The sequence below is a fragment of the Cytobacillus oceanisediminis genome (genome assembly GCF_004366035.1).
Lineage (GTDB): Bacteria > Bacillota > Bacilli > Bacillales > Cytobacillaceae > Cytobacillus > Cytobacillus oceanisediminis_C.
The window spans coordinates 441,311-454,727 of sequence record NZ_SOEE01000004.1 but is presented as its reverse complement, the minus strand read 5'-3'; the positions used below and the strand labels follow the sequence as shown (position 1 = coordinate 454,727).

Here is a 13,417-nt window from a genome sequence, read left to right as displayed (position 1 = left end):
TTATTAATTTAATTATTTTTTCAGTATTGATTAATAGATTTTAGGTCTGTTACATTTAGAAAAATGAATGAGGCCTATTCTGAAAAGAGGTTACGGGGAATGTCGGAGAAAAAAAAGACCTATCTTGTTTTAGTAGATAAAATTATAGAACGCTATTTAGGAGGTAATCTCAAACCGGGTGAAAGGCTGCCTTCAGAAAGAGAATTGGCAGGCCAGTTCAATGTCAGCCGGACAACCATCAGAGAAGCCCTGAGAACCATGGAACTGAACGGGCTCATCGATATCCGCCAGGGAGGCGGAAGCTACGTTAAAGTCTCTGAGGTCATCTCAAGAAAAGAAGAAATCATCACAGCTGTCAAAGCAGAAAATCCGCTAGTTTATGAAATGTTAGAGCTCAGGCGTGCACTGGAAGTTGAATCAGCCTTCCTTGCAGCCAAAAGAGCCACTTCAGCAGACCTGGAGAAGCTGCGTATAGCTCTGAATCATATGGCTCTGTCCAAACAAGACCCTGAGTTAGGGTTAAAAGCTGACCTTGACTTTCACATTGGAATTGCCGAGGCCACCCATAATTCGATTTTCATTGAATTGATACATACCCTTAGGGGGCATATGAAAGATACGATTAAGGCTACACAGAGCCATCGCTTTAAGGATCCGTCCCGTTACGAGGATACGATGGAAGAACATAAGGAAATTTATCTGGCTATTGCTTCTGGAAATGGAGACAGAGCGAAGGAATTGATGGAGGGTCATATTACGAAGATTCGGGAGGAATTGGTAGTGTCGATGGTGTTTGGTTTAGGAAAAGAAATTTAATTATTCTACTTTCTATTTGGCAGGGGTTTGGTGAGTTTAATGTGTAAGACATCGATCGCCAACGCATCATCAATCCCAGTATCAACATCAAATATAATCGGCTTCAAATTCAAACACCTCTAAATGGCCATGCGTACTTCTACCCATTAATCCTCCCATATTTGAATGGGAGGATTTTATGAATAAACTTTTTAAAATTGTTATATTTTTAAGTTCAACCTATTTATAACTCCATCTAAAGAAGGCATGCCACTTTGAGCCCCTTTTTTCTCAACTGCTATAGAAGCACTTGCATTTGCAAATCTTACTGCTTCTTCTATATTTTTTCCTTCTGTTAATGCAACAGCCAAGCTTCCATTAAAAGTATCACCAGCACCTGTTGTATCAACAGGATTCGTTTGAAAACCTTTAATGAATACATGCTTTTTACCATTATAAAAACGGGCACCTTTTTCACCTAAAGTGACAATTAATTTATTAGGATACCTTTCTAATGATTGTTCAATATTTTCACCAAAAATACTCCTACATTCAGATTCATTTGGTGTTATATAAGTTGCCAAATCAATAAATTCATGTTGAAAATGATTGACCGGTGCTGGATTCAATACCACAGGAATATTTTGTTCCTTACATATTTTCAATGCTGTATGAACTGTGTTTGATGGTATTTCCAACTGCATGACCACCATTTCACTCTTCATAATTTCTTTTTTAACAAGTTCTATTTCTTTGGAAGTCAATGAATTATTTGCCCCAGGAACGACAATAATTCTATTATCAGCATTAGATACGATGATTGTAGCAATACCTGTTGTTTCATCAGGCAATAAAAACACTTGATTTGTTTTTATGCTTTCTTCTTTCAGTGAAGTCAACGCCATCTTGCCATAATCATCAGCACCACAAGCACCAATCATTTGAACTTCCTTCCCTAATCTCGCTATCGAAACTGCTTGATTTGCTCCTTTTCCGCCAAAAAATGTTGAAAAAGAGGTTCCTAACGTCGTTTCTCCGTTTTTAGGTACGTGATTTGTTTCAACAACTAAATCTATATTTATGCTTCCAATTACGGTAATCATACAATCACCTCACTTTTACTTTTCCGCACCCAGCTTTTTTTCATCCAACTCACTTACGATATTCGATATTAGTATTTTTTTAGAGCTTCAATCATGAGTTGCCAGAAACCTTCGACATCGAGCTCCATGCCGAACTTGGCATTGATTTTCCTGCCCGTGACGCCATGCAGGTCGACTAATGTTGTTCCTGCAGTGAACTCGCCTTTTGTCTCCACGGCAATATTGACAGCTTTCATCTTAAACAGTTCTGGGGCAACAAGATAGGCTACCGCCAACACGTCGTGTACTGGTGCTCCATCGAAATCGAACATTTCTTTATAGGTGGAAGCAAAAAATACTAATAATTCACCGACGATTTTAGCGACTTTATTATCGATCTGGTTCACTTGATGGATCACGTCTTTTGTTGCTAATGCCTGGTGGGTGATATCCAAGCCCATGACAGCGATTGGCAGGCCGCTGTCAAAAACTTTTTTCGCTGCCTCTGGATCAGCCCAAATATTAAATTCAGCCGATGGTGTCCAGTTGCCAATGGTTCCTCCGCCCATTAGGACGATTTCTTCAATATTATCCTTAATTTCCGGTGCTTTTGTTAAAGCAAGTCCAATATTGGTAAGCGGTCCTGTCGGAACAAGGGTTACCGGTTCTTTTGATTCTTTTACGAGCCTGATGATTGTATCGACCCCGTGTTCGTCGCTCCAGCTGCGGGATGGTTCTGGCAGCTCCGGGCCATCCAAGCCTGACTCTCCATGGATGCCTGGCGCGTTTTCTCGAAGGCGGACAATCGGCTCACTCGCTCCTTTAGAAACAATGACATCGTGTAAGGAAACTAAATCGCAAATTTTTAACGCATTATCCGTTGTTTTTTCAATTTCGGCATTTCCAGAAACTGTTGTAATTCCTAAAATTTCTAATTCTGGCCGTGCAGCGGCTAAAATAATCGCAATGGCATCATCATGACCTGGATCACAATCTAAAATAATTTTTCTTTGACTCATTCCGATTCACCTCTATTATACTATTACATTACAATTCCCATTATTGTCCCTGAAATGACAGATGCTAATGTTGCACCTAACAATAATTTCAAAGAATATTTGGCAACATAACTTCCTTGTTTTTCACTGATTGATTTAATTGAACCAGCGACAATACCCACTGTTCCAAAATTAGCAAAACTAACCAAGTAAACAGATACGATTGCAACTGTTTTATCAGAAAGACCATATACAATATCACCAAAACTCAACATGGCAACAAATTCATTTGTTACAAGCTTTGTAGCCATAATTCCGCCTGCTTGTACAGCTTCTGCCCAAGGGATGCCCATTATGAAAGCGATTGGGGCAAAAATATAACCGATAACCGTTTGGAAAGAAACATCAAATACGCCTAGGAAAATGACATTAACCAATTCCATTAAGGAAATAAATCCTAATAGCATAGCAGCGACAACGATCACAATTTTAAAACCGTCCATGACGCTATCCCCAACCATTTGGAAGAAAGGAACTCTTTCATTTTCTTCCACTTGAATTAGATCCTCATTTTCTTCTAAATCATATGGGTTAATAATATTCGCAACGATAAGTGCACTAAAGATATTCAATACGACAGCGGTTACAACATATTTTGGCTCTAACATGGTCATATACGCCCCGACCATTGCCATACTGACTGCACTCATTGCTGAGGTACAAATGGTGTAAAGTCTTTGTTGGGATAAAAGGGGAATTTGTTTAATTATCGTCAAGAACACTTCAGGTTGTCCAAGTGCAGCAGTAGATACAGCAAAATAGCTTTCTAATCTACCCATTCCTGTTATTTTACTTAAAATTAAACCTATATATTTGATAATGAATGGAAGCACTTTAATGTAATTAAGGATTCCTATTAATACCGACATGAAAACAAGAGGCAGTAACGCCACAAAGAAAAACGTTGTTGCACCTTCATTTACCATGCCGCCAAAGACAAATTGAATTCCTGCATCAGCAATCTTCATTAAACTTTCAAAAAAAGCGCCCACTTTGGTAAGAACATTAAGACCTATACTCGTATTCATCATGAAGAACACTAATATTATTTGCACGGCCAACATGATAAGGATTCGTTTATACTTAATTTGTTTTCTATCATTACTAACTAAAAATCCAACCACAAAAACAAGCAAAATTCCTGTTATTAAGAAAATAAAATTCATGTGCAGCCTCTCCCTTAATATGGCAACGCTTTCAAATTTTCAAAAAAAAACTTCTATAAAGTTTGATTGTTATCGATTATTGTAAACAATAGTCTGATTAGTTAACTTTATAGAAGTTAAATTTATCCTATCTGCGAATATATTTATAAATTATTTAGTTTTGTTATTGAAGCTAACAGCAATTTGGGTTCCTACTTTAGCATTGTGTTTTACTAATTCAATATTGGCATCAAGGCTTTTGCCGCCAGTTATTTCTTTAATTTTACCCAGCAAGAATGGTGTGCTATCTTTACCAACAATATGTTTTTCTTCTGCTTCTTTGATTGCCTGATCGATAATTCCATTGATATAATCTTCATCCATCGCATGTACTTCAGGAATCGGATTTGCGATTACCGCTCCGCCTTTAAGGTCTAATTCCCATTTCACTTTCAAGGTATCTGCAATCACTTCGATTGAATCTGTAGAGAAATTTAATTTATGTTCACTTTTTCTTGTATAGAAAGCAGGTAGGACTTCTGTCTCATATCCAATGACAGGAACTCCTTTTGTTTCTAAATACTCAAGAGTCAGACCTAAATCAAGGATTGATTTAGCGCCTGCGCAAATGACAGCCACATCTGTTTGTGCTAACTCTTCAAGGTCAGCTGAAATATCCATAGTCGTTTCTGCACCTTTATGAACCCCGCCAATACCACCTGTTACAAAGATTTTTATATCAGCTAAATTGGCACAAATCATGGTTGTTGCAACAGTCGTTGCACCTAGTTGTTTCGTAGCAATAATTTGCGCTAGATCACGCCTTGATACTTTAGCAACACCCGAACTTTTTCCAAATAACTCTAATTCATCATCTGTTAAACCGATTTTAATTTTTCCATCAATGATCGCAATGGTAGCTGGAACAGCACCGTTGTCACGAACAATTTGTTCGACTTCACGAGCCATTTGTACGTTTTGTGGATAAGGCATACCATGAGAAATAATCGTAGATTCTAATGCTACAATGGCTTTCCCTTCTGTTTTTGCTTGCTGTACCTCTGCAGATAGTTCAATATATTGTTTCATTTACATTTCCTCCATATCTAATATAAATTGTTTTTGAGATAATTCTTGCCTAACTGTATACTTTGACATAATGGTTTTATGTGCATTGACCAAACCAGATTTGATAATGTGGTCCAATTCTTTCTTTTGCAGCCAGGAATAAATAACTCCTGAACAAAATGAATCTCCTGCACCTGTCACATCAACTACCTTTGGTGTTTCGATAGCTGGGAAATAATAAATCTCTCCATTCTCAACCCCCGCCATTACACCTTTAGATCCATTAGTCACAATCACATTTTTCACACCAAGCTTCAACCACTTTTTAACAGCTTCTTCCCAATCTTTCTTATCATTCATGATCATGTTCATGTAGGTCTCGGTTTCATCTTTGTTTACTATAAGCCAGCTCACTGCATTCAACGATTTTGGAAGCCTGTTCATTTTAGGCACTGACACTGGGATAATTGCTAATGGAATATGATGTTTGGAAGTAAAGGAACAGAGAAAATCAATCGTTTCACTCGGGCAATTCAAATCAGCAATGACACATTTAGCTTTTCTGAGTATATGGCTGTTTTTGATCAGCAGCTCAGGTGTAATGTTTTCATATATATCCATGTCAGCTACTGCGATTGATAGATCGCCATTTTTATCTAATACTGCCGTATAGGAACCTGTAGACGAATGTTCAAAGGCAGCAACATGCTCCAGATTCATAAATGGAGATGATAAATCATAAATCTCTTTCCATTCTGAATCGTTCCCTCTGGCTGATAATAAGATGACTTCCTCACCAAGCCTTCCCAAATTTTCCGCAATATTTCTTGCCACTCCTCCTACCGATGTAGAAGATTTAACTGGATTAGATGTTTCATGAGTGATCACATGTTTTGCATAAAATTTTCGATCAACATTCGCTCCGCCAATACAAATTATAGGATTTGTTTCATTTAACACATAAGCTTTGCCTAATATATATTCCTTCTTGATTAACCCGGAAATAATATTGGCAATGGAGGACATGGATAAACCAACTGCTTCTGATAATTCTTGCTGAGAGATAAATGGATTTTCTCTGATCAAGTCTGCGATTAATTTTTCATTTTCGCTCATTTCAATAGTCATGTTATCCCCCCTCTCTCTCAATCTCTCCAAACAAAAGTTTATTTGATAAACACAAGTTCAGTATACGCTTTCATTTTGAATTGTCAATAGTGCTGTGAAAAATAGAACTCATACTTTATCGTTTTTTTAAGATTTTGTTAAAACACGGATGCTGTTTCCCATGCAAAAAAGCCCGCTCTTTCAAGGGAAAACGGCGGGCGAAAAATTTTTTTCGAATTACTGAAAATGTAAACATCAACTGCTATGTTTTTTCAAATCCTTTAACACTGCAGGCAGTTTTTTTGTTTTTAAACTTTTCATATTAATTGTTAATCCGTTTCTGCTTATCAGGACTGGCAGCCCCATTCCTAGAATAATGGTTACGATCCCAACTATTTGAAGTGCAGTAACTGTTTCACTTAATAAAATAACAGATACCATTACGGCAATAGGCAATTCAATCGCACTCAATATCGATGACGTTCCTAAACCAACTTTAGGTACGGCTATTGTGAACAGGAAAACTGGTATGATCATTCCAAATAACCCCAACGCTAAACCATAAAGCCAAAGACCTCCGTTAAACAAAGTCCCATTCCAAATAATTTCCGGCGATTGAAATACTGCAGTTGTCATAAAAGCAAAGAAGGAAACCCATACTAACCGATTAGAAGTTGTCATAGAAGCATTTGCCCTTCCATTGGCAAATAAAAATAGTGAATAACAAAGAGCTGCTGCTAACCCCCATAACCACCCTTGAAATGGTATCTGAGATAAATCAACATCGATTAAGCCAGCTGCGGGTATTGTTCCTGCTACCAATATGATTAAAGAGAGTGATTCAATTCGACTTGGAAATTGACGTTTTGTAATACAAGAGATTAACATACCTATCCATGTAAATTGAAACAGCAGGACAACTGCCAAAGAAGCTGGCAAATAGTTCAAGGAATGTCCATATACAATATTTGTTAAACCAGTTAAAACGCCAGCAATAATGAGAATTTTGATTCCATTAAAGCTAAATTTTCTTCTGTTTGAAAGCAAGAATATGCCTGAAGCGAGGCAAAAGCCAATAAAAAATTGACTTGTAACTGCTTCTGAAACCGAAAAACCACTCCTCATTGCTAGTTTTATAATCGTAGAAACAACACCATAACTGCTTGCCGCTATCACTACCAGCAGGGGATACAGATAAATTCTCATGATATATTCCTCCTCATACATGTTTTTGAATGGACTTTAACTATGATTTTAAAAATTCCAAAAAAAATCATAATCTCCAATATAAATCACAGATTGACTTTTTTGCAATGTATTTTTTGGTTATAATGGATTGACTAATTAATCCGATCAGTCCATTTAAAATCAGGTTATTATGTATTGCCAGGTACAAATATGGTTGTCTGGCAGATGCATTCATCAAACTTTTAAGAAAGTGAAATGTGTGAGAATGGGTCCTTAATTTAATAAGTTACAAACTATTGATTGAGGAGAAATGAGGTTGTTTCATGGATAAAGAGAAACAAATTTTACATTACATAAAAATGAATCCTTTTATTTCACAGCAAGAATTATCAAGTAAAGTAGGCTTATCACGACCTGCCGTTGCTAATTATATTGCTAACCTGACGAGACGGGGTGAAATCAAAGGCCGCGGCTATATTCTGCGAGATGAATCGCAGATTGTCTGTATTGGAGGAGCCAACACAGACCGGAAAGCACGGACAGATCATAAAGTGCGTCTGTATTCATCAAATCCGGTAAAAATAACGGAGGCTTGCGGCGGTGTAGCACGTAATTTTGCCGAAAATTTAAGTCGGCTGGGCGTAAACACTTCTCTGATTGCTTGTGTGGGAGATGATAGAGAGGGCAACTGGATCCTAAATGAAACGAAAAGCCATGGGGTTGATGTTAGTCAAGTATGGGTGCTGCCTGCAGAACGGACCGGGACATTTACAACCTTGTTAGATATTGATGGCGAAAGCATTGTCTCTATGGCCGATATGAATATTTACGAAAAAATAACAACTTCCATGTTTGAGGAAAAATGGTCCCATATTGCTGCCTCGCAAGCTGTTTTTCTCGATACGAATCTTCCTAAGGAATGTATAAATTATGTGATTAAACGCTGCAGAGATGTAAACATTCCATTGTATATTGATCCTGTGTCTTCAGCCAAGGCACAAAAACTTCCTTTGCGTCTTGACGGTGTTGAACTGCTGCTCCCTAACCGGGAAGAAGCAGAAATCCTTGCTGAAACAAAAATTGACTCAATCAGCGACTGCCAAATTGCCTGTGAAAAAATTAGAAAGCGTGGCGTTGAAAACGTTATTATAAAGCTTGGTGATCAGGGGGTTTATTATTTCTCTGATGAGGAATCCGGGCATTTGTCTCCTGTCAAAACGGAGGTTGTTGATGTCACTGGGGCTGGTGAAGCTTTTGCTTCATGTGTCATAAATGGACTCATGAACGAAGAATCGTTGTTTAGTGCTTGCCAGTTAGGACTGGCTGGTGCTGCTCTTACCATTCAAACTGATGAATCTATATCATCATTTTTAAAACCTGAAAAACTTGATGAAATAGTAAGGAATTTTAGGGATGAAAATCCTAAGGTTTAAGCTGCAATTATCGATCCTTAATAAAAGAGGGTGACTCAAAAGATCGTTATATGACTATCTTTTGGGTCACCCTCTTCGTTGTTGCCTGCTTAAAAGATTGGCTCTTTCAATCCTGCATTAAATCCAGATGCAAAACAATAGTATAGCAGAATACGTAATATGCCAATTTTACGGGTTTGGAGCCTTTCTGAGATAAAAGCAGTCTATGACGTCTAGAATTGCTATAAATGTGAAATACAACAGAATATGTTGAATTGTCACGTTTGAGTACAATTTATTATTAATACTATATTATTATTGGAAAATAATAATGAATTAACTTATTTGCAGGGTATCCTTGTGAAAAACATCACGAAAGGGAGTTGATACTGCTGAGTTTGATACCTCTAAAGGTAACAATCGAAACGAAGAGTTAAGTGATGATTACTCATTGGATAGAGTACCTCTTAACAAAAGAAACATGGGCTGGTTAAGTTTTACTAACATCACATTTGGAATTGCAACGGCTATCTTCTATTCCCAAATGGGAAGTGTTATGGCATTTCAATTTGGTGCAATCAATGCCATCATTTCAGCTCTATACGCCATTTTTGTTGCCGGGATCCTTGGAACATTCATTGCCTATTTATCTGCATAATCGGGAATGATTGTGAACTTATTATCAAGGGGCGGTGGATTTGGCTATATTGGCGCATCATTAACCTCCATTATTTATGCTACTAATTTTATAATGTACTGTGCGCTTGAAGGGTTAATTCTAGTAGCAGCAGTACACGAATTCCTTCCCGCTATCCCAAAATGGGCTTTAGTTCTTTACTTCGGTACGATTGTCATTCCGTTAAATTGGTTTGGGATCAAGCAATTGGACAAATTGCAAAAATGGTCATTGCCTCTATTCGGTATTTTTTAATCGCTGCAATTGTTGTGGCGCTCTCAATCCTTCCAGTTATGATAGGAGTTTTTGGAGTTTTTGGACCTATATGCCAGAAAATGTTCAAATTGGAGGGACCGCCTTATTGCTTTGTATTGGAATGCAGCACGGAATTATGGGTTTAACACCACTGCTTGCTTCTGATTATGCTCGTTTCTTGAAACCAAAGGATACAAAAATTGGAATATCCGCAATCGGATTTGTTCCGCAGATTTTTTGTTTTGGTGTGATGGGCGGTATTGGAATTTGGTTCGGTGTTCGACTCGGAGAGCCAAATCCTGGAGTATATATTGTCCTGCTGCTTGGTATCCGGGGAGCTCTATTTACAATGATCACTCAAATAAGAATTAATGTGACAAATATCTATAGTGGTTCATTGTCACTATCCAACCTTTTCGAAAATGTTTTTAAGTTTAAACCAGGCAGGCGCTTTTGGGTAGTGGTTCCAGGAATATCCGCAATTATCCTGATGCTTGGAGATATTGTGAATCATCTTGAAACTGTACTGACTTTCCAGGGAGTCCTATTATCCTGGGCGGCTATTTTAGTTACAGATGCTGTTTGCGTTAAGAAAATTTTATGAATCGGGCCTGGCTATTATGAGGCCAGACAACAGAATTTATATAAATGGAATCCTGTTGGTGTCGGCTCACTACTGATTGCAACCAGCCTAGGAAGGTTTCCGCACTAGGGCTTATGGGAACATTCCTGCAAAGTACTGCAGCATTTTTTGCAGCTCTGCTCGCATCAATCATAACAATTATATTAGCTGTTGCAACCAAAGGAAAATACTATATTAGGCAAGAAGCCAATGATAATGAAAAAAATGAATATATTGCATAGATTTTTTAACTCTCTACTTATAAGATAACCTTGTTAATCAAAGTTTCTATCATGGATTATATTTATTTTTTGGATAGTTAGAGCTAATTTTTGTTCTTTGGTTCCTGAGCGAAAGATATTATATCTCAGGAGTAATACAGTGAATCATGCATCTCTTTGTTAAGCGTAATTAAAGTTAAGTCTGATAGAAAACCAATTTTCCTCCTCCGAAATTTAAATAAACACAGCAGGAATCCTCTGTTATGACCTGCTGCTTCTTTAAAAACTATCTGCAAGAAACACTCGAATAGTACAATATGCGGGAACACATCCTAAATATGCTTTTACTCCTGAAGAAATTAAAAAGATACACAAAAAACCGCACAGCATGTTCACTTTACGGCATTAATATGTGTTTTTTGGAAAAATATTCAATTCTACTATGCTAATATTGAGGGAATGGAGATGATTACTCAACTGCGGTTAAGAATAGTATTGGTATTTATCACCTTTACCTTATTCTAAAAAAGAAAAGAAGCAGGCAATCCTTATCGGGTTCCTGCTTTATCTCTTAATATCAGCTCCGTCTTAATCTCTACCTCTATTGAATGTATGAGACAACACAATAGTATGGGTTAGTCATAAAACTCTATTAACCTTATCTTCTTGGAACCACTGTTATCGACCTCTGCCCCACACCTAATCCAACGAAATCCTCACTTTATCATCCAAATATTTCGTTTTGCTATATCCAGTAATATTCAGACTTTGAGGGATCACTTTATCGCCATGTAACTTCAAGCTTTGAACCGTAAAGAAGTGAAGGGGCTGTTCCATTTCTTCGTATATTTTTGGTGTGACTTTATTCATATCATATTCTTTCCCATTTTTATCAACAATCACTCCTTCATAGTCTCCCTCCATTGAATTTTCACCTTGCTCAGTCTCAATAAAGTAATGAAGCGATTCATACGCTCGATTCTTAATTTCATGATTGCTGAAGACAACGGTGGACGGCTGACCAATTTCCACCTTATCAATGGAGATGGTGCTGCCTGCATATTTAAAGGTTTGAGGGTATTCCTTGGAAGCATCAAGTTTAATTGTTTTATGATCTTCAATTGATAAATACACACTGCCAAATTGAACCTTAACCTCATTTGTTTCTTTTTCAAAAAGAGGTTCAAAATTCGCCTGAAAAATACTCCAATTTATATCTGGCTGATTATGCACATAAGAATTTCCATATTGATCAGCTTTCAAAAATTGATTGTTAACTTCAAGATCATTAAAATTAATCATTTCTATTCGCTTCGCTGACTGTTCATTATTAATGCCATATTGCAAAATTGTCGCTGACGGAGCAAGGATTAGTTTATCCAGCCGAACCGGAACTCCCTCAATTTCTATATTTTCATCCAATGCATACTCGGTAGAAGGCTGTTTTGTTAAAGGAATTTCAAAGTTCCACTCTCCTGGTTTCTGCTCCATACTCATATAAGAATCAGAGGTCTTACGTATTATTTTCATTACATTATTAATTTTGAGCTTAATTGTACCTTTATCCTCTTTTAGCGGCGGCAGACTAATCTTCCCATGATAAGTGTTCTTTTTCTTATTGTTGAGCTCCGATTCAAAGTCAGGAGGATAGTACCTTTGATGAGTATAATCATTCATGATCTTTCGTTTGTCCTCAATATAAACGCTATCATCATAATTTATCAAAAATTGATTGTTTCCATTTGTATCTTCTATTTCATAAAATATAAGGGTCTGAACATCATCAGCTATCGCACTCTTAATCTTTATTTTCACCCCATCACTTTCTGCTTCCAGGTTCAGCCTTTCACCCACATCCTCCTGCAGAAAGGCCCGCAGCTCCTGGTTTTCCTCTGTCCAGGTGTAATAAAGTTTTGAAAAGACACCTGTAATTCCCCCTGCTAAAATGGCTAAAACGAATATACTTGCCGCAATAAACCCATTTCTTTTACGTTTATTCTTCTTTTGCTGAATGAGACTTTCCCTTTGTGCAACTCTTTCTTTGATATTTCCCATAAAACCTTCGGGTACACTGAATTTCTCAATGGCTTCAGTAAAGCTCACCATAACTTCCTGTAAGGCAGCTAAATCCTCCTGGCAGTCCTGGCAATGATAGATATGCATTTCAAAATCAATTTTCGCAGGCCGTTCCAGGTTTCTCTTCAGATAATCCATGTAAATCTTTTTATACTCGATACAGCCGTGATAGTGCTCTCCATATCCCATTCCGTTTCTGAGTGACTGGAGTCCTGAGAATAAAAGCTCCTTAACCTGTTCGGCTGAAACCTGGAGAAGCTGTGCTGTTTCGTCCTTTGTGAGAGCTTTTATGTATGTTAAAACCAGTACTTCTCTTTCCTTCTCTTTTAACTGATGGAGTGCATGAAATAACTCTTGATAGGAATCACTTTCCTCCGAAGCTTGTAAACTTTTATTATGAGAATGCTCCCGGCAGATACGGATAAAAATGGATAAAACCCACATTTCGAAAAATGTGCGGCTTTTAAACCTTGGCAGCTCCTTATGCACCTGTAAAATGGCCCGATAAAAAAGCTCCTCAATCTTGCGCTGGTTCCCAAGATAAGACCAGCCAATTGCATAAAAGGATTGCTGATGCTGTTCAAACCAGCTAACAATGGATTCTATGTCTTTCACTCTAATCGTCACTGGTAAAATGGGATTATTCTTTACTGGGATGATCAAGACCATTCTCCCCTCTATGTATAACTACTTAATTTATATACCTGGTTTT

General features: G+C 37.5%; 9 protein-coding genes and 1 pseudogene. 3 read left to right on the top strand and 7 right to left on the bottom strand.

Annotated features, from left to right (window positions below; translation table 11 throughout):
- The first annotated feature begins 99 nt into the window (after positions 1 to 99).
- Positions 100 to 816, top strand: a complete 717-nt coding sequence (locus DFO72_RS13040; RefSeq protein WP_113882088.1) for a FadR/GntR family transcriptional regulator — start codon at positions 100 to 102, stop codon at positions 814 to 816.
- Positions 817 to 1,016: 200 nt separating this feature from the next.
- Here DFO72_RS13040 and rbsK read toward each other — a convergent pair whose 3' ends face one another.
- The 6 genes from rbsK to DFO72_RS13010 all read right to left on the bottom strand — a co-directional run bounded on the left by rbsK (position 1,017) and on the right by DFO72_RS13010 (position 7,455).
- Positions 1,017 to 1,898, bottom strand: a complete 882-nt coding sequence (rbsK, locus tag DFO72_RS13035; RefSeq protein ID WP_113882087.1) for a ribokinase — start codon at positions 1,896 to 1,898, stop codon at positions 1,017 to 1,019.
- A gap of 68 nt (positions 1,899 to 1,966) precedes the next feature.
- Positions 1,967 to 2,896, bottom strand: coding sequence for a nucleoside hydrolase (locus DFO72_RS13030; RefSeq protein WP_113882086.1), 930 nt, complete (start codon positions 2,894 to 2,896; stop codon positions 1,967 to 1,969).
- Positions 2,897 to 2,919: 23 nt separating this feature from the next.
- Positions 2,920 to 4,101, bottom strand: coding sequence for a NupC/NupG family nucleoside CNT transporter (locus tag DFO72_RS13025; protein ID WP_113882085.1), 1,182 nt, complete (start codon positions 4,099 to 4,101; stop codon positions 2,920 to 2,922).
- 150 nt (positions 4,102 to 4,251) lie between these two features.
- On the bottom strand, positions 4,252 to 5,169 hold the full coding sequence (locus DFO72_RS13020) for a pseudouridine-5'-phosphate glycosidase (RefSeq protein WP_113882084.1): 918 nt from the start codon (positions 5,167 to 5,169) through the stop codon (positions 4,252 to 4,254).
- Positions 5,170 to 6,264 carry a carbohydrate kinase gene (locus tag DFO72_RS13015; RefSeq protein ID WP_166672479.1) on the bottom strand — a complete coding sequence of 365 codons (1,095 nt, stop codon included), beginning with the start codon at positions 6,262 to 6,264 and terminating at the stop codon, positions 5,170 to 5,172.
- A 246-nt stretch (positions 6,265 to 6,510) separates the two neighbouring features.
- Positions 6,511 to 7,455 (bottom strand): EamA family transporter, encoded by a 945-nt coding sequence (locus DFO72_RS13010; protein ID WP_113882157.1) that lies wholly within the window; start codon positions 7,453 to 7,455, stop codon positions 6,511 to 6,513.
- 311 nt (positions 7,456 to 7,766) lie between these two features.
- Here DFO72_RS13010 and DFO72_RS13005 point away from each other — a divergent pair, with 311 nt between their 5' ends.
- Together DFO72_RS13005 and DFO72_RS30695 are read left to right on the top strand one after the other, a co-directional pair.
- Positions 7,767 to 8,876 (top strand): carbohydrate kinase, encoded by a 1,110-nt coding sequence (locus DFO72_RS13005; protein WP_113882082.1) that lies wholly within the window; start codon positions 7,767 to 7,769, stop codon positions 8,874 to 8,876.
- A 430-nt stretch (positions 8,877 to 9,306) separates the two neighbouring features.
- Positions 9,307 to 10,650: pseudogene (locus DFO72_RS30695) on the top strand (purine-cytosine permease family protein).
- Between the two features lie 678 nt (positions 10,651 to 11,328).
- On the opposite strand, the gene DFO72_RS12995 reads toward DFO72_RS30695, so the two are convergent.
- The gene (locus DFO72_RS12995) at positions 11,329 to 13,374 is read right to left on the bottom strand and encodes a sigma-70 family RNA polymerase sigma factor (protein ID WP_243856142.1); all 2,046 of its coding nucleotides are present in this window, start codon (positions 13,372 to 13,374) and stop codon (positions 11,329 to 11,331) included.
- Between the last annotated feature and the right edge of the window lie 43 nt (positions 13,375 to 13,417).